Genomic DNA, 21,145 nt, shown 5'->3' with positions numbered 1-21,145 from the left:
ATTGCCCGGAACGCCACCCCACTGTTCGTGTGAGAAGGACCAGACACATCGTTCGCACATCCCCACTGATCGGTCGGCCCGTCACCTGGCCCATACCCTACAGGCATGAGTGAGGACTTCCTTCAGCAAGACGTCCGCTACGTAAAGGGCGTGGGGGAGAAGCGCGCCGACGTGTGGGCCGAGCAGCACGGCGTGCGCACGGTGCACGACCTGCTGCGCTTCTACCCCCGCCGCTACCTCGACCGCACGACCGTAACCCCGGTGCGGCGGCTGCGGGAGGGCCCCGACTCGGTCACGGTCGTCGGGACCGTCCGCTCCGTCAACGTGGTGCCCAGCAACAACCAGAAGCGGCTCGAAATCATCCTGGAGGGGGAGCAGGGCGGGCGCATGAAGGGGACGTGGTTTCAGGGGGTCTGGTGGGTACGCAAGGCGTTCGACGAGGGCGACCGCGTGGCCTTCCACGGCACGGTGGAGAAGTACGGCCGCTGGCACTCGATGACCCACCCGGACTTCGACCGCCTCAACGACGAGGGCCCCCTCCTCGACACGGGCCGCATCGTGCCGCTCTACCCGGGCGGGGAGGCCATGAGCAACGTCGGCCTCACGAGCCGGACCGTCCGCCGCGTCCTGTACGACCTGTTCAAGGAGCACGGCCTGAAGCTCACGGAGACAATGCCCGACTGGATCATGGACGAGTACGCCCTCATGGAGGGCCGCGTGGCGCTGCGGGCCATTCACTTCCCGAAGACCCAGCAGGAGCTCTCGCGGGCGCAGCGGCGGCTCAAGTTCGAGGAGCTTTTCTTCATCCAGCTCCTGCTGGCCCAGATGCACGAGCAACAGGAGGAGGTGGCGGGGCCCGCCTTCGACGACCCCGGCGCGTACACCCGCGAGTTTGTACGGGAGGTGCTGCCCTTCGAGCTCACGGGCGCCCAGACCCGGGCCCTGCGCGAGATCATTGGCGACGTACAGACGGGCACGCAGATGAACCGCCTCCTGCAGGGGGACGTGGGCAGCGGCAAAACGGTCGTCGCCGTGGCCGCCATGATGCACGCCTACGACAGCGGCTACCAGAGCGCCTTCATGGCCCCCACCGAGATCCTCGCCGAGCAGCACCACGCCAACCTGCAGGACTACCTCCGCCCGCTGGGGCTGGAGCCCCGCCTGCTGATTGGGAGCCAGACGAAGGCGGAGCGGGAGGCGGCCCTCCAGGCCGTCCGCACCGGCGAGAGCCCGGTCGCCGTCGGCACGCACGCCCTCATCCAGGACGAGGTCGCGTTCGACCGTCTCGGCCTCGCGGTGGTCGACGAGCAGCACCGCTTCGGGGTGGCCCAGCGGGCCGAGATGTTCGAGAAGGGCGAGCGGCCCCACATGCTCCTCATGACGGCCACCCCCATTCCCCGCTCCCTCGCCCTCACGCTCTACGGCGACCTCGACGTGTCGAAGATTGACGAGATGCCGCCGGGCCGCAAGCCGGTCGAGACGCGCCTGCGGGCCGAGAAACGCCGGGGGGAGGTGTACGCCTTCCTGCGCGACCGGCTGGAGCAGGGCGAGCAGGCGTTCGTGGTGTACCCGCTCGTGGAGGAGAGCGAGAAGATGGACCTGAAGGACGCGGAGAGCGGGGCGGAGGCGCTGCGGGAGAAATTCCCGGACTACACGGTCGGGCTCGTCCACGGCCAGCTCTCGGCCGACGACAAGGACGCGACGATGCGCCGGTTCACGGAGGGGGACATCGACCTCCTCGTGGCCACGACCGTGATCGAGGTGGGGGTCGACGTGCCGAACGCGACGGTGATGCTCGTGGAGCACGCCGAGCGGTTCGGGCTCAGCCAGCTGCACCAACTGCGCGGCCGGGTGGGGCGGTCCGACCAGCAGAGCTACTGCGTCCTCATGGCCAGCTACAAACGGAGTCAGGAGGCGAAGCAGCGCCTGGAGGCGATGGCCCGCACGAACGACGGCTTCGAGATCAGCGAGACGGACCTCCAGATCCGGGGCGCCGGGGACTTCTTTGGCACCCGCCAGAGCGGCATGCCCGACCTCAAGATTGCCGACCTCACCGAGGACGATGAGATTCTGGAGGTCGCCCGCGAGGCCGCCTTCGCCCTCATCGAGAAGGACCCGCACCTGCGGGCCGACGAGCACGAGCGGCTCCGCCGCCGCTACCGGGAGGACTACGCGGAGCACGGCCTCGGCTTCGCCCGGGTGGGGTGACGGCAAAATGAAGGCCCCAGATTGATGGAGGAGCCAGATTTCTCCCACGCTGGCGCCACGATGTCCAGGGGCGTGGCCCAAGCGTCCGTTGAGAAGAGGTCCTCCACTCGGCCAGACAGGACCGACTCGATCCGTCTTCTCGTCGGGCTCGTGGCCGCGCTCGTGGCCGCTCCCCAGCCTGCACGACGAACCTTTCCTCGCGCCCGAGGTAGGACTCAGGTCATTCTTCTCCACGAACGTCGCATTCGGCACACGGATGGCCGACGATGCCCCGTTTCCGGAGCCAGATGACGCTGCCCGTTCGGGGGCCGGCTCTGCGTCCTGGGAGCCGTACCAGTCCCCACAGGAGAGCAGGGGCGGGGCACTGCGCCTGCTGCGCCGCTACGCGTTTTCGATCACGGCGGGGACAATCGCCCTCGCGATCGGGCTGCTGATCTACTTCGCCCCCACGCGCCTCACGCCCGACCCGGGCGCGCCCCCGACGGCCGACGACGAGCCCACCTCCACCCTGTCGGTCGATTCCCAGCCCCCCGGCGCCGTGGTGATCGTGGGCGCCGACACGGCCGGCGTCACCCCGATCGACAACCACCCGCTCCCGCCCGGGACCTACCTGGTCACCATCGACCGGGCCGACTACGGAAGCCGCGACACCGTGATCACGCTGTCCGCAGGCCAGTCCGCCGCGCTCAGCCCCCGCTTTTCTCGGGACGAGTCAGCGGTCGCCGCGCAGGGCCAGGCCGCCGCCCGCTCGCAGGGGAGCGCCCCCGCCGGCCTGTCGTCCGGCGAGCCGTCCCCTTCCTCCCCCTCGCCCAGCCCACCCGGCCCCGGCGACGAGACGCCGGGCTCGGCCTCCGATGGGCCCCCAGCCAGTAGCCGATCAGACCCGTCGACTGCCCCCGCGGGCGGCGACATCGCGCCGGTCACCGGCACCCTCGTGCTGCGGGCGACGCCCGACCGGGCGACGGTTGCGCTCGATGGCGAGGAGGTCGGGGCGACGCCGGCGACCCTCACCGAGGTCACGACGGGGACGTACGCGGTCACCTTCTCCCGTCCCGGGCACAAGACCGTGACCCGGCGGGTCGACGTCAGCGCCACCGACACCGCAACGGTGACGGCAACGCTGAAGCGGCGGACCGGACACCTCCGCGTACTGGTCCGCCCCTGGGGCTCCATCTACATCAACGACCAGCGCCGCGCTGAAAATTCGGATGTCTGGTACGACACGACCCTTCCGGCCGGCCCCTACACCATCACCGCCCGCCACCCGGCACTCGGGGAAACGAGCCGGCCTGTCACCGTCGCCCCCCAGGACACCCAGTCGGTCGTCGTGGACCTCCGCGAGCAGTAGCGCCTCCGTGGGGGTAGCGCCTCCGCAGGGAGGGCCTGCTGCGCAGGGGCCCGTGTGGGAGTGGACGAGCCCCCTCTCTCTTGCCGCACGACCGTCCCTGCCGGGGCCGACTTGCCGCACGACCGTCCCTGCCGGGGCCGACTCACCGCACGACCGTCAGTTGGCGCGTCTGCCGGAACGTCCCGGCCCGCATGCGCACGAAGTACTTCCCGCTCGGGAGGGTGCCGGCGTCGATCCGGGCCCGATGGACCCCGGTCCGGCGCTTCTCGTCCACGAGGCGAGCAACGCGCCGTCCCAGCACGTCGTAGACGGCGATCGAGACCTCCGACTCCTCCGGAAGCGTGTACTCCAGCTCGGCGCCCCGGCGGATCGGGTTGGGGCTGGCCTTTCCGAGCCGAAATTCGTCCGGGGTCGGGGCGGCGGTGACCCCGATCCGGTCCGTGGACTGCTGGATCTGCGCGGCCGGCTGGGCCGCCGACAACGCGTGGCGCTCCCCCCCGGCGGCGATTTCAACCCGTCGGTCGCTTCCGCCGGTCTTCAGCCGGACTTCTACGGGAAACGTCGCGCCCTGAAGCTGCACGGCATGCCCCGGTGCCGACGCCTTCCCCGACGCGAACGCCGCCGCCGCGTGTCCACTTGCGAACCGCACGTCGAACACATCGCCCGGCGGAACGGGGGGCAGCTCCGAGCGGCTGCGCTGCCGGTCGGTCAGGCCTTCCTCCAGCCGGAGCGTATACTGCTGCCCCTCCGCGTCTGCAATCGAGAGGCGCACCACGCCCGCCGGGTCGTTCTTGGACGTCTCCGATCCGGCCACCAGCGTCCCCGCGGCCCCGGACAGGTCGAGCGTCCCAGCCTCGGTCGCCTTGACCCAGTACGCCTCGCCGGGACGCAGTGCCGCCGTGGACGTATACCCCTCGCCCGGCGGTAGCCGGAAGAAGTCCGACGTCACGATGCCGGACGGGGAGGCGGTCACTGCACCGACCGACACCGTGTCCTCGACACTGCCGATCAGATTCCATCCGGCCTCCACCTGAACCGTCGTCGGGGGCACCGTTCCCGTCACGCTCGTGGTGTCCGCCTGGCACTGCACGGCAATCCCCATCCCTACCGGCACAGCGTCCCCGTCCGACAGTGGCGTGTATCCGTTTCCTGGCGTGTACGCGAACCCCCCCGAGCACCCCTGGAAAAGGGACCCGAACGTCGCGCCCGACTCTACGGGCACCGAGACAAAGCGCCAGCCCTCCGCCATCGTGATCGTGCGGGTCACCGTCTCGGACGGGTCGGCCTGGAAGCCTGTCACCTGATGGAACGTCCCCGGCTCGTAAACCCCCTCGGCGCAGACCGGCACCCCGACGCTGTCGCACGACGCAAACGCGGCGCCCGAGCCAACGTCGACCGCAGCGCCCGCCGAGACGTCAAAAACCTCAAACTGCAGGGACGCGCCCGGCGCGTACCCGTCCGGCGAGACATCGATCGAATCCGACCCCGCGGCGGCGAGCGTCGCCCCCTCTCCGTCCGTCCACACCCCGTAGCCCGCACACGTCCCGTCGGCCGTATACACCGCGATTGTGTCCCCCGCCGCCACGGGCGTGCCGTCCGGAAGGGCCGGGTCTGCCGTCGACGGGACGTGCACCGTCGCGTTGTCGACGTTCGTGATGCACTCTTCGGCGTAGGTGAACGACTGCCCCAGGGCCGCAGCGGGCACCAGGACGCCGATCCCGAGCAGGGCGGCACACACCGAAGCAGAAAGGCGGGCGAGCATCGTATTCTGTGATCCTTTAGGTCTTCAGACTTCAATCTTATGGATCACAATATCTATTCCTGATGCTCTCTTGAGCGAAAAAAACGCCCGGCTTCAACGCGGCAGGGCGGAAAAGCACAGAAGACAGGGATCGTCCAGGGCCGCGTCTCTGCCGCCACAGCCGCCCCTATCGGCGAAACGGCCCCTCTAGGAAGGCACCTCTCTCTGCCTAACTAGCTCCAAAGGATTAACTGATGCTGCGTATTCGGAGCATCTGATTCGTTCCCTATTGCCCGATGCGCTTTCATTTCGAAATCCTTTTCCTAGCAGGACGGCGCCTCGTCGGGGCCCACACGCCCGGGGACGACCGGGAGGGCGCCGTTTGGGGCCTCGTTCGCCGCAATTGCCTCGTCCCCCTCCCCTCGCTTCTGGCTCGTCCCTTCGCGGTTCCGCCTCTCCGCCAGAGGCATAATCCAAATCTACCATGCGTGGGGCGGACCTTGTACAACCGGCGTGCTCCAAAGATAGGCGCGCTGCCTCTCTATATGCTTATCGGTCCGCGCGCATGCCGCCCTATTCTTAGCAGTGCAGATTCAGATGCGCATCAGTTCGGCAGGCAACTGGGGAATTGAAGGGCCCCGACGCACACATCTTCGTTGCTCCTGGCCGCCCGCATCCCCCCTCCGCACTCACGTAGCGATTCATGGGCACACCTCTGTTCCTCGGGCTTGTCGGAAGCGTGGTCGCCGGGTTTCTGGTGACGGTGCTCCTTACCGGTCTCGTCTGCGAGCAGGCCCCGCGCCTCGGCCTCTTGGACCGTCCGACGCAGGCCCGCAAGGTCCACAAACGCGTCACCCCCACGGGAGGCGGGGTTGCGATCGCTGCGGGGCTGGCGGTGGGGCTGGGAGTGCTCTGGGGCTTTTGGGGCCCGTTCCCCGGCGCCGTTCAGTCTCTTTCGTTCTGGGGCGGGGCGGCGATCATGCTCGCCACGGGGTACTGGGACGACCGGCACGCCCTCGACGCGAAGGCCAAATTTTCGTTTCAGCTGGTCGCCGCCTACCTGCTTCTCCATTCGGGCACGATTCTTCCCCTCTCCGGAGGACACGCTGGCGCACTCTCCCCCGACGTCGTCGCGGGGGCCCTTCCCTTCAGCGAGGCGCTTTACATCATCCCGCTGTCGGTGCTCTGGATCGTCGGCATCATCAACGCGGTCAACCTCATCGACGGCCTCGACGGCCTCGCGACGGGAATTATCGGCATTGCCTTTCTTGCGTGCGCGGCCCTCTTCGGGGTAAAGGGCGAGATCGCCCTGGCGGCCGTCGGCATCGTGATGGCGGGGGCGCTGGTCGGCTTCCTGCCACACAACTACAAGCCCGCCACCATCTTCATGGGGGACTCCGGCAGCCTCCTCCTGGGCTACCTGTTGGCCGGGTATACGCTCCAGGGCCCCCTCCACACCGACCCGGCCGTCGCCCTCCTCATCCTGCCCGTTCTTCTGGGCGTGCCGATTCTGGACACCGGAACGGCCATCGTCCGGCGCTTCGCCTCGGCCCGCACCATCTTCGCGCCCGATCGTCGCCACGTGCACCACCGCCTGGTCGACCGCGGCACCGAGCAGGGCGCCGTGCTCACCCTCTACGGGGTTGGGGCCTGGTTCGGGAGTGCGGCCGTACTGATGGGGGTCCTGCCGGCGGTGTGGGGCTACCTCCTGGCCGGCGGCACCGCGGTGATTGCCGTCGTGTGGGCCTGGCGCCTCGGGTGCCTCACGCCCGTTCCGGCCGCCGACGAGACGGACGCACGCCCGCAACCGGCCGGGGGGCTTGCCGACACCGAACTCCCGGTGCCCGTCGACATCATCACCAGGGGCGACCCGGCCTCGGTCGGCGGCGACGGTGCCTCTCCGGACGCCGTGCAGGACCGGTCGGCCGACGAGCCGGAGGCCGACGAAACCCCAATTGCGCCGTAGGTCCGGGGCCTCGTCTCCGCCCCCCGCGAGTCTCCGCCCCCCGCCAGGTCGCCTCTCTCCGTGCCTGTCTGGGGACTCTCTTCTGGCCCGCTTCCGACAAAGGATTCTTCTCCCTTCCGCTAAAGCCGCGCCCCGAAGGCGCGAAGGGGGACCGACGAGCCAGGGACCACCTCGGGCCTCAGCGCCAAGATGCTCAGCTATCCCGTCCTGTAGGACCCGGACCAACGTCAGTTTGGGGAGTACGGTCGTCCCTGCGTCTCGGCTGAATATCTACCGGAAACAGCTTCTGATTGAGCACCATCTTCCACCATTGCGGAAAACGCATCATCGGAATTCAGCCCGTCTGACGACAGGAGGCTGCCGGGCGGAGCACAGCTCAAACCCCGCCGTGAGAATGGAGAAGTCGCTCGTCGAAGGGGCCGGAAGACAATCGCAACTGCTCTGGTTTTGTGAGCCGAGGAAGGAGAAGCTCGGAAACTGTTTTTCAATTGGGCCCTGCAGGAAGGGCCTGCGTCCTACGGCGGGAAGCTACGCGGCACGGGACGCGTGGTGAGACATCTGCACCAGGAAGAGGGAATGAGGGCAACCAGGCGGCCCAAGAGCGTCTCCGTTGGCGATGGTCCAGCGAGCTTTCATCGGCGCCTGCCTGGAAGCAACAATTCTCGTGGGGGACCTAGCCAACTGGGCGCCTCCGCACAAGCAAAAAAGCACAGTTTGAATAAAAAGTGACCCGAAAACCTGCTTTCAGGAGTAATGTACGTCCCCTACAACTTGGCGGTAATTCCTTCTGCCTAAAATGAGTGCCCGCTCGTTTTTAAATAGTGGCGTGTCGTTGGGCCGGCTTCTCGTGGCCCCCTTAGCGGTGCTCATCGCACTTGGGGGCTCCTTTATGGGGGACGCTGCGCCGTGCTACGGCAATGCGCCCCCGCAGTACTCCAGCGGCGCGCCTGCGGCGCCCCATCAGTCCCTTGCGAACACCCCCTCCGACGCTTCTACTTCAGAAGCGTCTGAGGTCGCCAAGACTGTCCCTTCAGTCCGGGAGACAACGCCCCCAGGGCCACGATGCGGGCCGGGCTCGACCCGGTCCTGGGGCGCTACCGGGGCAACGGTTCGCCCGGTCCGTCCGCTCGACGACGTGATCCAGCCGCGGGAGACCTCCGTGCCGCGGGACGCGTCCGTGGCCTGGACGCTTCCCCATGCGCCCTGGTTGGGCTCTGCGTCCGCCCACTCCCCCCAGGGCCACCTCTCTGATTCGCCTCCCGCCCAGGAGTCCATGGGCACCCTGCGCAGCGTCGTGCTGCGGTTGTAATCTCTTCTCCGCTGGCTCGTCCGGCCGGCTGTTCGCGCTCCGACCCTGCAGACGTCACTGCCTCCCCTTTTTGGGGTCGGGGCCGCCGGCCTGTCGCGAGCCCGCGGGCCCTCACTGTCAGCAACCGATCGTTGGCTGATCTGTGGGCCGGCGCCCGTCGTGTGCCTCGGCCCGTCTGTGGCCGTCCTCCACGCATCCTCCTTCACCAAGCGGAGAAGCGTATGCTTTCCCCCACGTGGAAGGCCCGTCTGTACGGCATCGGTGCGCTCACCTTTACACTCCTCGGCGTCGGGCTCCTCTACGTGACGATCACGGAGCCCATCCCGCAGTCCCCGACGGCCGATGGGGACTCGCAGCCTGCAGAGCGCCCACCGGCCCGACGCACGCCTGCACAGCACCCGCTGCAGGGCGAGGCCGCTCCGGATTTTTCGCTGGAGCGGATGAACGGCGAGACCTTTCGGCTCTCCGACCATCGCGGTGAGATCGTGGTCGTAAACTTCTGGGCCACGTGGTGCCCCCCGTGCCGCAAGGAGATCCCCGGCTTCATCCAGCTTCAGAAGGAGTTCGGGCCGGAGGACGTGACCTTCGTCGGCGTCTCCCTTGACGATACGGGCTTCGCGGCCGTGCGGCCCTACGCGGAGGAGATGGGCATCAACTATCCGCTCGTGGTGGGCAGCGAACGTCTCACGCGCACGTACGGCGGCGTCCGGGCCCTGCCGATGTCCTTCGTCGTCGGCCCGGAGGGCACCATTCGGTACGCCCGCCCTGGGTTCTTGCCGGAAGCCGAGCTGCGACGTCAACTACAGCCCCTCCTGAAGCGCCTGAAGACGAGCACCTGACCCCGATCTCTCAATTTTCTCGATACTCCCGACGACAGTCGCATGTGCCTCTACAGTCTTATGCGCTCTTTCTCCCTTTCTGTCCTCTTCTCGCTTGGTCTGTTGATTCCGGGGCTTTCCCTCGCGACTGGGGCTCCCGCGGCCGGTCACTCGGCAGAGGCGTCCGCCGTGCCCGATGCGGTGACCGGAGGGGACGACCCGCCCGGCATCGTCATGCTGGTGCGCCGGCCCCAGCATGTCCGCGCCGCCGTCCAAACCGTCCGGGACCTGGAGGCCTCCGAGTCGCTCGCCACCACGCCGGTCGAGATTGTGGTATGTGGAAAGGCCGCGGGCAATCTGCGACGCGGCACGTCCCTCGCGAGCCGGATCGAGGAGCAGGCTCCCGGCCGGGCGTCCGTGCTGGCCTGCGGCATGTCCCTGGAAAACCGCGGCATTGATCCCGACCGCCTAACTTCGGCGGTGGAGGTGGTGCCGAATGGCCTTGCCCACGCCCTGAAGCGCGAGGCCGCCGGGTACCTGTCGGTGGACCTTTGAGGGCTTCCCCCTGTCCGTCATTCCCCACACACCCATGCGGTCTCTCGTTCCATGACCACTCCGACCGGCTCTTCCGCACGCAACTCGTCCGTGCACACGCGTGCTTGGCCCCGGCCCGGCGCTACCGCTCTCTTTCGGGGGATGTTGAGTCTCATCTTCCTGGTGGCCGGCACGGGCCACCTCCTCAACACGGGGCACATCGTAGAGCGACTCTTGGACGCCCAGTACGGATTTCTGGCAACGGCGGTCGCCCCGGCACGCCCCCTCGTGCTTCTGGCCGGGGCGGCCCTGCTGATTGGCGGCCTCGGGCTCCTGCTTGGCTACCGGACGCGCTGGGCGGCCCTGCTCCTTATTCTGGTCGTGATTCCCATCACGATCACGATTCAAATTGGGCGCCCCACCCTGGGGCCGCTCTTCAAAAACGTGGCCATCATGGGCGGGCTGCTCTTCTTCGCCACGCACGGCGCGGGGCCCTACAGCCTGGGTGAACGCCTCCAAGGCCGCCAGCAGTCTCCGTGATCCGGCCCGCCCCGTTCCCGCGAACTGTCCCCCAACGGTCCAGCAAAGCATGACGCCCCCAACCGACTCGCCCGAGCCCCCCTCTGAAGATCAGCCGCTGGAGACGCGCCCCGTGCGCGCCGTGATCCTAGAGAGCCTCACCCGCGCCGGGCGTTTTCTCCGCCGGCACTGGCCCTGGGGCGCCGTGCTGGTCGTCGGGGCGCTCCTGTGGCAGGACATGCAGCCGGACGTGACGGTGGAGGAGACCGGCCCGATGGCCCCGGACTTTGCCCTGGAGCAGATGAACGGCGAGGTCTTTCGGCTCTCCGAGCACCGGGGCGAGGTGGTCGTCCTGAACATCTGGGCCACGTGGTGCGACCCGTGTCATACCGAAGTGCCAGGGTTTGTGGAACTGCAGAAGGAATTTGCGGATGAGGGCGTGACGTTCGTCGGGCTGTCGATCGACGAGCGGGGCTTTGAGGCCGTACGCGCCTTCGCCCGCAAGTACGACGTAAACTATCCGCAGCTCGCCAGCCAGACGGTTGCGTGGGAGAAGTACGGGCGGTCGCAGGCGGTGCCGCGCACCTTCGTCATCGACCGGCAGGGGCGCATTCGCTACCGGCGCACCGGACTCCTCCTGAAGGGCCGGCTGGAGATTGTGCTCGACGAACTGACGGCTGAACCGACGGCCTCGCGCTGACGAGAATGTGCACACGCTCAGCGCTGCACTGCATCCGAATCGACCCGACGTTCTACGATGAGAGATTCGCGCTCTTTCTTTCGACGGCGCATCTCCCTAGCAGCTGCGGCGACGCTGGGGGGTCTGCTACTGCTTCTGGGGCCAATACTTCTGAGGCCGGAGACGGCGGCGGGACAGGGCGGTTCAACGCCCGGTGGCGGGCAGATGGGGGGTGGGGGCGACGCCACCTGGAGTGCCGAGGCCGCGCCTCGGACCCTGCGGGCCGGGGAGCACTTCGCCGCCCGCCTGCGTGCAGAGGTGGAGGCAGGCTGGTACATGTACGCGCTGGACTCCCCGGCCGGGCAGCCGCTCTCGGTGTCGCTCGATTCACTGCCGGCGGGCATCGACACGACCGGCACGCTGCGCCAGTCCGATCCCACTCAGAAGTATGATCCCAATTTCGAGGCCGACGCGTTCTTCTACGAAGAGTCGGCCGAGGTGCGCGCCGGACTTCGGGTCGGGAAGGAGGTAGAGCCGGGCACCTACGTGGTGGGCGGGTCGGTGCGCTACATGGTGTGTAGCGACGAGATGTGCATGCCCCCGACGACGAAGCCGGTCTCTATGACCATTGAGGTCGAGTCGGGGGCCCCACGGGGCGCCTATGCCGTCGTGAACTACGGCGACCTCGTGGAACCGGGCCCCACGGCGTCGGACAACGCTCAGGCGGCCGCCTCCAGTGCCGGCGGCGTGGCCTCGGGTGGGGCCGTGGGCGGACGTGGGGGGCTCTGGGGGTTCCTGCTGCTGGCCGTGGGGGCGGGCGTGGGCGCCTTTTTCATGCCGTGCATCTTCCCTATGGTGCCGCTCACCGTCTCGTACTTCGCGAAGGGATCGGGGCGGGGGCAGTCGATGCGGCAGGCGGGCGTCTACGGCCTCACGATCGTCGGGGCCTTTACCGGCCTCGGGGCGCTGGCGGCGGCGCTGCTGGGGGCGGCCGGGGCGCAGGCCATCGCCGCCAGCCCGTGGACCAACCTCGCCATCGGCGCGGTCCTTGTCGCCTTTGGGCTTTCGCTCCTGGGGCTGTTTGAGCTGAGGCTGCCGACTGGCCTTACGAACTACCTGAACCGCCAGTCGGAAAGGCAGAGCGGGTATGCGGGGGCGGTCTTCATGGGGCTCACCCTCACGGTCGTGTCGTTCTCGTGCACGGCCCCGTTCGTCGGCGGCCTGCTCGCCGCGGCCGCGCAGGGAACGTGGCTGTATCCCGTACTGGGAATGCTCGTGTTTAGTGGGGTACTGGCCCTGCCGTTCGTCGGCTTCGCACTCTTTCCGGAGGCCCTGGAACGGCTCCCCTCGTCGGGCGGCTGGATGAACGCGCTCAAGGTCACCCTCGGCTTCGTGGAGCTGGCCGCCGCGCTGAAGTTTTTCTCCAACGCGGACCTGGTATGGGGCGGCGCCGTGTGGCTCTCGCGTCCCCTTGTGATTGCTTTTACCATCGTGCTCCTTGCGCTGGCCGGCGCGTATCTGCTGGGCGCACTGCGGCTCTCGCACGACCCGCCAGCGGAGGGGCCACGGCGCGTGGGGGTGGGCCGCGTCCTGGCCGCCGCGCTCTTCCTGGGCCTCGCGCTCTACATGACGCCGGGGCTCCTCGGCGCCCGGCTGGGCAGCCTCGACGCCTACTTTCCCCCGCGCCACGCCACCGACGTGGGCCGCCTCCCGGCGCGTAGCGGAGCAGAAACGACGGCCGTGGGCGCCCTGGACTGGCACCAAAACGATATCGACGCGGCGAGGGCCGAGGCCAAGGAGCGCGGAACGCCCGTCTTTGTGGACTTCAGCGGGCACACCTGCACCAACTGCCGCGAGATGGAGGCCAATGTCTTTCCGGCACCCGCGGTGGCCGAGCACCTACGCACCGATTTTGTCCTTCTGCGCCTCTACACCGACGATGCGGACAAGGGCCCCACGCTCCGGCGCTACCAGCAACAGACGGTTGGGACCGTGGCCCTGCCGAGCTACGCGGTGGTCACGCCGGCGGGAAACCTGGCGGCCCGGCACAGCGGCATGGCCTCCCCCAAGGCGTTCGACGCCTTCCTTGAGGAGGGGCTTTCCCAATCCCCCGAAGACGCTGCCCCGCAGAACGTCTCGCGGGGGACGTCGTCTGCACCCGTCGCGCGGGGCCGTCCTTCTAAGGGAGAGGGCAGTAGCTGATGACATCTCAGCGTCCCTGCATCGCCCACGTCCTGTGTCCCGCCCGCGTTCCATGACCATCCCGCCACCCCGTCTCGGGGGCATCTGCTTAGTTCTCTTTGCCGCGATCGGGAGCCCCCTGCTGGCCCCCGCTCAGGGCCTGGTTGACCAGGAGGCGGTCGGCAATCTTCTCAGCCGGAACCGGCAGGCCCTCAATGACCTGCCGGCGGTGCACTACAACTACTACGCGTTTGGCGCCGAGCACACCAACACCATTGTGGCGCGGCAGCGGCTCTACCGGCACCTGGGCGACGGAGACGTGGCTGCCGGGCGGCGGCGCGCCCGCACCGTCGCGCTTCTGAACCGCACTACGCGGCGGCAATTTTCCGTGGGCGATACGCTGGTGGTCCCCACCCGCTTCGGGCTGGACTTTCGGGCGTACTCGCCGTTTCCACGCTACTATGTCGGCGGGCACGAGAAACAGAAACTGCTGGTGTTGAACAAAGACGTGCAGGGATGGGCGGCGTACGAATATGGCCGCCTTGAGCGCTGGGGCATCATCAACACCGGCGCGCTGGAGACGCCCACGCCCAACGGGCGCTTCAACGTGAACTGGAAGGAGAAGAAGCGGCTCTCGTCCGAAAGTCCGCCCGGGGAAGAGTGGTGGATGTACTGGGTGATGAACATCCACGACGGGCGGGGCATCCACCTGCACCAGTACGCCATGCCCACGGGCGGCCCCACGAGTCACGGCTGCGTGCGCCTCGTCAACAGCGACGCGAAATGGCTCTACGGGTGGACCGAGGCCTGGGAAACCACGGCAAATGCGTCGGGCAGCGCGTCCCGGCAGGGACGCCTCACGGACCCGGGCACCAGGGTGCTTGTCCTCGGTGAGGAGCCGACGGGCAATCCGCGTCCCTTCCGCCACAAACAGCGCTACCCCATCCTGCGGCGTGTGCATCTGCCGGCGCAGCCGTGCGACGTACCGCCCGGCAGCCCGCAACAGACGCGGAGGTCCTGTTGAGAGGCCGGTCGCCTGTGACCGATCGGCACACGATTGATTCAGCACGCGGCCGATGGTGACCCATTCCACAATGAGCGCCCGCCGTGTCGATGCGACCTGTTGCGCAGCACAGTCTAAGTTGCGCAGCGCAATCTAACGCAATCTAAAACGTGAAGTATCGAACGCCCGGCTTCAGCATGTGATCGGCAATCGGCCCGGGCTTCGCCACCCCGACCCCGTCCAGGAGATCCGAGGATTCGTACTCGGTGTTTGGGAGGAAAATGGCGCAGACCTCGACGGTGGCGCCTTTCTGCATCAGCCCCTGGAGCAGGTTCTGTGGGGTGCGCCCTGCCGGCTCAAACGTTGGAAACGATTCGCCCTGCACGGCCAGCCGAGCGGCCGCGTCGCACAGGAGAACCCGGACCGAGGCCCCCTTGGCGGCCACCTGATTGCCAAGCACCATCGCCATCATCTGCGTCTGGGCTTCTCCCGAGGAGACGACGACAAAGACATCTTCAGCGGACGCGCTTTCAGCGGACGCGCTACCACTGTCCTGGGCCTGTGCGGAGCCTAGGCCCCCCATCCCCAATCCAAGGACCGTGAGGAAGAGTGCAGTGCGGAAGGTGTTGTTGCTAGTCATGCCTAAAAATGTATTTACATGTTACAACGTAACGGACGGGAGGCAACGCAACCCATGGGCGGAGGTTGCATGGACGTTCCCCGCGTCCCCTCCACGGTGGGAAGAGCTTCTCCTGCATCGTGCCGCCAAGTCGGACGGGCCCAGCGGAGGCTTGGGGGACCTCCCCACTTCGATTGCCGTCCACAGCGGACCTGAAGGCCTGGTCTTCGGCCTGCTGCTTACCCGGATGAGACAGCCAGACCGCATGCACGTCCCGTCCGCAGATCTTGCAATCCCGCCACAATGGGGGCGATTTGTCGCTTCGTGTTTTCTCCTCGGACACCCCTACCGGGGTTATTGCGGTGGGCCACAGCACAGCACGTTCACCGGCACACCACAAGACGTCGCGGGAGGAACATTTATTAAGATATGTAAATACAAATTACGACAGGAAAGCCGATTCTCCCGGCCGCTCTTCATCGGTAGAACCGGCCGCCGGCCCGTTTTCCCCACAGCGCGGTGCATATGCCTGTGGCTTCGGACCCGAACGGGGGCCCTGCAGAAGAAATAGGCACAAGGGGTCAGGCCCTGTCGTCGGCTGGCCCCCTCGACTGGTGGGCTCTGCTACCCAATCCGACCTCAGCAATCGCCGAGAAAAGGCGACCGAGGAACGGTGGAGGCCTTGCGATTGAGTGGGCGTCCATCACCCCGAGCACCTGCAGCACCGTGGGCCTTCCGATGGGCCCCAACTACCTCGATGATGTGCTTTCCACAATGGGCCACTACGTCGACAGCCTCAAGTTTGCGGGCGGCTCCTTCAGCCTGATGCCTGAGGAGGAGGTGCAAGCCCTCCTCGACAAGGCCCACGAGCACGACGTGCTCGTTTCTACGGGCGGGTTCATGGAGTACGTGCTCTCGCAAGGGACCGACGCGGTGCACAGCTACATCGACGAGTGTGCCCGGCTCGGCTTCGACATCGTCGAGGTCTCCGCGGGCTTCATCACGCTGCCCACCGACGACTGGCTGCGCCTGATCGAGGCCGTGCAGGAGGCCGGCCTCAAGGCCAAGCCGGAGGTCGGCATTCAGCACGGGGCCGGCGGCGGGGCCACCACGACCGAGGAGCTGGAGCAGATTGGCCAGCAGGACCCGTCGCAGGCCATCGCGCAGGCCCGGCGGTTTCTCGACGCGGGCGCCTACCAGATCATGATGGAGAGCGAGGGCATTACCGAAAACGTGCCGGAGATGCGCACGGAGGTGCCCGCCCAGTTCATCGACGAGCTGGGGCTAGAACACATCATGTTCGAGGCGGCCGACCCGCACGTCTTTCCCTGGTACGTGCAGAACTACGGCCCGGAGGTGAACCTCTTCGTGGACCACAGCCAGATCGTTCAGCTGGAATGCCTGCGCAGCGGCATCTGGGGCCCGCACGACCTCTTCGGCCGCGTGCACACGTTCAAGGAGTAGTCATGGGGGACCTGTGTGCCCACCGACACCTGATCGACGGCTTTCCCCTCCATCTCGTCCAGCGGCAGGCGGGACGGGGGGCATCTGCCGTGAGGGCCCAGCACACCACGGCAGGCTGCCTGCGGCTCAGGCTGGGCGCGGGGATCCGGGCCGCTTTGGGCCGCTCCTAGCGCGCCGCAGTGGGGGACCGGGCGTGGCGTATCGTGGCGTACTCCGACGGGTCGAAGTCGGCAGCGCGGCGGCGGAAGGCGGCAACGGAGCGCGGCCACAGCACGGCGTTGCGGCCCGTGGCGTCGAGGTACCAGCTGCGGCACCCGCCGTCGGTCCAGACAGTGCCCTCCGACCAGCGGTCCACCTGGCGCACGAAGCGGGCCTGCGCGGCAGCCCGCGGCTCGACGGCGGCGCCCCCCGTGTCGCCCATGTGCCGCAGCGCGCCGAGGATGTGTTCGATCTGCGCCTCAATCATCGGCAGAATAGAGTTGTGGCCGAGCCCGGTGTTCGGGCCCCGGAGAAGAAACAGATTCGGATACCCCGCCACCGTCGTGCCCAGGTGCGCCCGCGGGGAATCGCCCCAGGTCTCCGCCAGCGACCGCCCCTCCCGGCCGTAGATGCTGTGGCGAAGCGGCATCTTCGTCGACCGAAACCCCGTGCAGTAGACGATCACGTCCGCGTCGCGGGGGCCCGCCGGCCCGGACACGCCCTCTGGCCCGGACACGCCCCCCGGATGCACCTCGCGGGCGGCCCCGTCGACGACGGTCACATTGGGCTCCGAGAGCGCAGGGAGGTACGTGTCCGAGTGGAGAATGCGCTTGCAGCCGAGCGCGTAGTCGGGGATCAGCGTCTCGCGCAGATCGGGGTCGGAGATCTGGCTCCGCATCCAGTACCGGACGAGCGGCTCCACGAGGCGAGCGACGCGCCGGTCCCAGAAGAGCCAGCCGGTGGCCTCGCGGAGGTGGTGCAGCACGAAGCGCCAGATTCGCAGAAGCACCGGCACGCGGCGAAACAGGTCGTGGACGGCTGTCGGGATCTCCCGGTCGCCATGCGGGACCACCCACGCCGGCGTGCGCTGGAAGAGCGTCAGGTGCTCGGCGTGCGGCTGCAGCGCCGGCACGATCTGCACCGCCGAGGCCCCCGTGCCGACGACGGCCACGCGGCGCCCGGACGGGTCAAAGTCCTCGGGCCAGCCGGACGAGTGAAACGCCCTGCCCTCGAAGCGCTCTTGCCCGGGCAGGTCGGGGATGAGGGGCTGGGAGTGGGCCCCGACGCCACAGATGAGCGCCCGCGCCATGTAGGTCCCCTCTGACGTCTCGACGTGCCAGCGGAGGCCCTCCTCGTCCCACGCGGCGCGACGGACCGCGTGCCCGAACCGGATGTGCGGGCGCACGCCAAACTGCGTCGCGCACTGCTTCAGGTAGGCAAAGATCTCATCCCGCCCCGCGAAGCGACGGCTCCAGTCCGCCTTCGGCGCGAAGGAAAACGAATAGAGGTGCGAGGCGGTGTCGCAGGCACAGCCCGGATAGCGGTTCTCCCGCCAGACGCCCCCAACCTCGTCTGCGCGCTCAAACACGACGATGTTCGTCATGCCCTCCTGCAGGAGCCGAATCGCTGCGCCGAGCCCGGCGAAGCCTGTTCCAATGATTGCGACATCGGCCTCTGCCGTGTCGGCCTCCCCCATGGCGGGTGCGGGTGGGTTCGTGGATGGCATCTGGATGGACTACGTCTGGATGGGTTGCATCTGGATGGACGAGATCTGTGTGTAGATGTTAATGCATGCGCGGGGCGCTCGGTCTGTCTCCATCAAAATCAAATCGTAGGCGCCTGCCGTGGGCAATTCGGGCCGGCCCCCGATCGGGGTCGGCATGCTTCAGTCCGCGCAGACGAGCCCCCCTGCCGCCCAGCGCCAGCGGTACGCCCCGGGGCGTCGTGACGTCAGTAGACGGCGAGTCGCTCCCGGGCGCGACGGGGCAGCTCGTTGATGCGCAGGTTGCCCCCCGCAGCAACGGGCGCTACCGCACCGAGGGGATTCCGACAGGCCCCTGCGACCTGCGCGTCAGGTTGGTGGGGGGTGGAGCCCCACAGTGCCCATCAGGCGTCTGGGTGCACTTCGGGGTCCGCCCCGGAGAGTCGCTCCAGAGAAGGAGGCCCACTGCGGTCGTTGCCACCGCTGCCGTTGCCGCTACTGCTGTTGGAGGACCGGCAGCTCATAGGCACAGGCCTCATCCCCATCGGGAATGTGACGCGTCCGCTCCACGCGCCCGAACAGGGTCTCGTAAAAGCAGGTCTCCGACGCGCAGGGAAGCTCGGTGGTGCCGACAATCTCCGCGAACGGGCAGTTGCACTCCTCGACGACGACCCTGTCCTCCTCAACGCGCACCTCGGGCATAAAACCAGCTTCTTCGAGCACCGCCTTCAGAACGTCAACGATCTGCCGCGTGTCCGCCGACTCCAATGATCCGGGGAGACGGCGCTCCACCTCGTCCAGGCGGTCGTCCCAGAACGACTGGAAGAACTCCTCAATGAGCTGATCCCGTCCCTGCTCCTCCAGGTACGCCAGAAACTCGGCAAAGACCGCGCCCTCCCGCCGGGGAAAGAGCCGCTCGGCGAGCGAAGTCATGCGGTAGCACATGCTCGGGCGCCCGCGTCCCTCCCGCTTGGAACGACGGGTCACGAGTCCATCTCGCCCCATCTGATCGAGGTGGTCCCGCAGCGTCGGGCGCGCCCGGTCGATCGTCTCCATCGCGTCGTTGAGGGTGATTTCGCCCAGACGGTTCATGAGCCGGAGAAGCCGACGCTTTGTCTCGGAATTGAGGAGGTCGAGGACAGGCATGGGGACGAGATGAATGAGGGGCAATTACAGCGGGGCCGGGCGCCTGCGTATGCGTGCCGACAGGATACAGTTTTATGTAGAGAGTATCAATTAAAAGGAACTCGGCACGTAAATGTTGAAAATACGGGCGCCTCTTTTCTCTTTGATAGGCGCATTGGTGCACAAACCCGATCCCTCGTCGAGCATGCAAATCCCGCCGTTCCACGTTGCCGAAGACGGAGAAGCCATCGGCATGCTCCGGCGATTCTCAGCACGCTTTCGGCTCAGCCCCGCCTCGGTGCTGGAGTGCCTGCGCCGCCATGCCCCGACCTCCGTTCTCCTGGAGGCCGGACGCGGCCGGCGCCAGCTGCTCGCCGTGAGCGCGGACGGGCTTCGGGCCCTCCGTGACTGCGCGTCGTCCGGCGACGCCCGGAGAACACCCTGATGGCCCTGGCTGGCTTTTCGGCCGTGAGACTGTAACAAACTGCCTGCCGTTTTCCCTCCGTATGCCGTACGTCGTCGCCGAGCCCTGCATCAACTGCAAGTACACCGACTGCGTCGAGGTCTGCCCGGTGGACTGCTTCTACGAGGGCCCGAACTTTCTGGCGATTCAGCCCGACGAGTGCATCGACTGCAACGCCTGCGTGCCCGTCTGTCCGGTCGAGGCCATCTACCCGGACGACCAGCTTCCCGAGGAGTGGGAGCACTACACGCAGTGGAACGAGTATCTGGCCAACCAGTGGCGCGATCTCGGCTACAACGTGACGGAAAAAACCGGCCCCCTCGACGACGCGGAGGCGTGGGAGGACGCCGAAAAGTCCGAGGAGGACATCCTGACGTGGGACGTGTGAGGGGCCCGAGCGGGGCCCGGAAGACACCAGTCCCCCTCCCCTCCCCTCCCCTCGGGGATGGGTTGCGGCCCCGGTTGCACACCCGATCAAAACGAAGAACAGTGAGGCCCTTGGCGGAGCCTCTACGCTCATTCTCACTACCGTTTGATCATTCGCACTTCCGGTCTCATGCCCTACCCCAAGTCCATGGTCGAGCCGATGCGCAAGGAGCTCACGCGCCTCGGCATCGACGAGCTCAAAAGCCCCGACGACGTCGACGCGGCCTTCGGAGCCGCCGAGGACGAGACCCTGCTCCTCATCATCAACTCCGTGTGCGGGTGCGCGGCGGGCGGCGCCCGGCCGGCCGTGGCGCAGGCCCTGGAAACCGGCCCGGCGCCGGACCACGCGGTGACGGTGTTCGCGGGCCAGGACGTGGCGGCGACCGACTACGTCCGGGACACGCATCTGCCCGGCATTCCCCCGTCCTCGCCGTTCATGGCCCTCTTCCAAAACGGCCAGCCGGTCTACGTCATCGAGCGGAAGCACATTGAGGGCCGAGAGCCGGCGGCGATCAGTGCGGATCTGGTCGAGGCCCTCCAGGCGTACTGCACCGACGAGGCGCCCCCGTCGGATGCCCCGAGTCGCCCCGACCTCAACTCGTCGCCCAACGCCGGGGGCCTGCCCTCCACGTTCCAGTCGATTAGCTGACCCCGCCGCGCCTGCTCGCCCCACCGCCGGGGGGGAGGGGGGGGCGGACCGTTCTGAGTAGGAGACGCACCTCTCACCAACAACAGCCTGAACGATGACACGCGACATTGCGGGCCTGACCGTTGAAATCGACCGGACCCTGTGTATCGGGTCGGGCAGCTGCGTCGGGCTCGCCGCCGAAATCTTCGAGATCGATGAACAAAACCTCGTGCGCTTCCAGGAGGAGCCCCCGGACATCGATCCGGAGCGGCTGAAGGAGGCCTGTGCCGTATGCCCGGTCGATGCGCTCCGGGTCTACGACGGCGACGAGCAGGTGGTGCCGTAACGCGCCCATCCTCATTTTTCCAAAACGCTGCGGGGAAAGAGCGCGCCCCGGCGCGCCGCTCTTTCCTCGCGTCGGGGCGTGTGCCTC

Annotated in this window: 18 protein-coding genes; 14 read left to right on the top strand and 4 right to left on the bottom strand. The window is 67.6% G+C overall.

Annotated elements, in window-relative coordinates; genetic code table 11:
• Positions 1–105 precede the first annotated feature (105 nt).
• A complete protein-coding gene (recG, locus tag OJA40_RS09465; RefSeq protein WP_263810451.1) occupies positions 106–2,208 on the top strand; it encodes an ATP-dependent DNA helicase RecG in 2,103 nt (700 codons plus the stop codon).
• Between the two features lie 256 nt (positions 2,209–2,464).
• On the top strand, positions 2,465–3,556 hold the full coding sequence (locus tag OJA40_RS09460) for a PEGA domain-containing protein (RefSeq protein WP_263810450.1): 1,092 nt from the start codon (positions 2,465–2,467) through the stop codon (positions 3,554–3,556).
• A 142-nt stretch (positions 3,557–3,698) separates the two neighbouring features.
• On the opposite strand, the gene OJA40_RS09455 is transcribed toward OJA40_RS09460, so the two are convergent.
• A complete protein-coding gene (locus OJA40_RS09455) occupies positions 3,699–5,318 on the bottom strand; it encodes a T9SS type A sorting domain-containing protein (RefSeq protein ID WP_208427133.1) in 1,620 nt (539 codons plus the stop codon).
• A 682-nt stretch (positions 5,319–6,000) separates the two neighbouring features.
• Here OJA40_RS09455 and OJA40_RS09450 point away from each other — a divergent pair.
• The 7 genes from OJA40_RS09450 (at position 6,001) to OJA40_RS09420 (ending at position 14,327) form a co-directional block, all read left to right on the top strand.
• The gene (locus tag OJA40_RS09450) at positions 6,001–7,263 is read left to right on the top strand and encodes an MraY family glycosyltransferase (RefSeq protein WP_263810449.1); all 1,263 of its coding nucleotides are present in this window, start codon (positions 6,001–6,003) and stop codon (positions 7,261–7,263) included.
• Between the two features lie 1,530 nt (positions 7,264–8,793).
• Positions 8,794–9,411, top strand: a complete 618-nt coding sequence (locus OJA40_RS09445) for a peroxiredoxin family protein (protein ID WP_263810448.1) — start codon at positions 8,794–8,796, stop codon at positions 9,409–9,411.
• Positions 9,412–9,471: 60 nt separating this feature from the next.
• Positions 9,472–9,945: a DsrE family protein gene (locus OJA40_RS09440; protein ID WP_208427136.1), complete on the top strand. Its 474-nt coding sequence runs from the start codon at positions 9,472–9,474 to the stop codon at positions 9,943–9,945.
• Between the two features lie 90 nt (positions 9,946–10,035).
• The gene (locus OJA40_RS09435; RefSeq protein WP_272506866.1) at positions 10,036–10,464 is read left to right on the top strand and encodes a DoxX family protein; all 429 of its coding nucleotides are present in this window, start codon (positions 10,036–10,038) and stop codon (positions 10,462–10,464) included.
• 49 nt (positions 10,465–10,513) lie between these two features.
• Positions 10,514–11,143 carry a peroxiredoxin family protein gene (locus tag OJA40_RS09430; protein WP_208427138.1) on the top strand — a complete coding sequence of 210 codons (630 nt, stop codon included), beginning with the start codon at positions 10,514–10,516 and terminating at the stop codon, positions 11,141–11,143.
• A gap of 204 nt (positions 11,144–11,347) precedes the next feature.
• On the top strand, positions 11,348–13,324 hold the full coding sequence (locus OJA40_RS09425; RefSeq protein WP_263810446.1) for a protein-disulfide reductase DsbD family protein: 1,977 nt from the start codon (positions 11,348–11,350) through the stop codon (positions 13,322–13,324).
• Between the two features lie 52 nt (positions 13,325–13,376).
• Complete coding sequence (locus tag OJA40_RS09420) at positions 13,377–14,327, top strand: L,D-transpeptidase (protein WP_263810445.1); 951 nt, start codon at positions 13,377–13,379, stop codon at positions 14,325–14,327.
• A 142-nt stretch (positions 14,328–14,469) separates the two neighbouring features.
• On the opposite strand, the gene OJA40_RS09415 is transcribed toward OJA40_RS09420, so the two are convergent.
• Positions 14,470–14,946, bottom strand: a complete 477-nt coding sequence (locus tag OJA40_RS09415; protein WP_263810444.1) for a DsrE family protein — start codon at positions 14,944–14,946, stop codon at positions 14,470–14,472.
• A 717-nt stretch (positions 14,947–15,663) separates the two neighbouring features.
• On the opposite strand from OJA40_RS09415, the gene OJA40_RS09410 reads away from it, so the two are divergent.
• Positions 15,664–16,389 carry a phosphosulfolactate synthase gene (locus OJA40_RS09410; protein WP_263810443.1) on the top strand — a complete coding sequence of 242 codons (726 nt, stop codon included), beginning with the start codon at positions 15,664–15,666 and terminating at the stop codon, positions 16,387–16,389.
• 166 nt (positions 16,390–16,555) lie between these two features.
• Here OJA40_RS09410 and OJA40_RS09405 read toward each other — a convergent pair whose 3' ends face one another.
• Positions 16,556–18,064, bottom strand: coding sequence for a flavin-containing monooxygenase (locus OJA40_RS09405; protein WP_263810442.1), 1,509 nt, complete (start codon positions 18,062–18,064; stop codon positions 16,556–16,558).
• A 501-nt stretch (positions 18,065–18,565) separates the two neighbouring features.
• Complete coding sequence (locus OJA40_RS09400; protein WP_263810441.1) at positions 18,566–19,216, bottom strand: helix-turn-helix transcriptional regulator; 651 nt, start codon at positions 19,214–19,216, stop codon at positions 18,566–18,568.
• A gap of 184 nt (positions 19,217–19,400) precedes the next feature.
• Here OJA40_RS09400 and OJA40_RS09395 point away from each other — a divergent pair, with 184 nt between their 5' ends.
• From OJA40_RS09395 to OJA40_RS09380, 4 genes are all read left to right on the top strand, one after another.
• On the top strand, positions 19,401–19,640 hold the full coding sequence (locus OJA40_RS09395; RefSeq protein ID WP_208426874.1) for a hypothetical protein: 240 nt from the start codon (positions 19,401–19,403) through the stop codon (positions 19,638–19,640).
• 61 nt (positions 19,641–19,701) lie between these two features.
• A complete protein-coding gene (fdxA, locus tag OJA40_RS09390; protein WP_208426875.1) occupies positions 19,702–20,046 on the top strand; it encodes a ferredoxin FdxA in 345 nt (114 codons plus the stop codon).
• Positions 20,047–20,214: 168 nt separating this feature from the next.
• Entirely contained in the window at positions 20,215–20,733 is a 519-nt protein-coding gene (locus OJA40_RS09385) for a BrxA/BrxB family bacilliredoxin (protein ID WP_208426876.1), read from the top strand.
• 94 nt (positions 20,734–20,827) lie between these two features.
• The gene (locus OJA40_RS09380; RefSeq protein ID WP_263791952.1) at positions 20,828–21,058 is read left to right on the top strand and encodes a ferredoxin; all 231 of its coding nucleotides are present in this window, start codon (positions 20,828–20,830) and stop codon (positions 21,056–21,058) included.
• The last annotated feature ends 87 nt before the right edge of the window (positions 21,059–21,145 follow it).

This window comes from Salinibacter pepae (assembly GCF_947077775.1).
Lineage (GTDB): Bacteria > Bacteroidota > Rhodothermia > Rhodothermales > Salinibacteraceae > Salinibacter > Salinibacter pepae.
The sequence above is the reverse complement of the archived record's forward strand: the minus strand, read 5'-3'. Positions and strand labels throughout refer to the sequence as shown.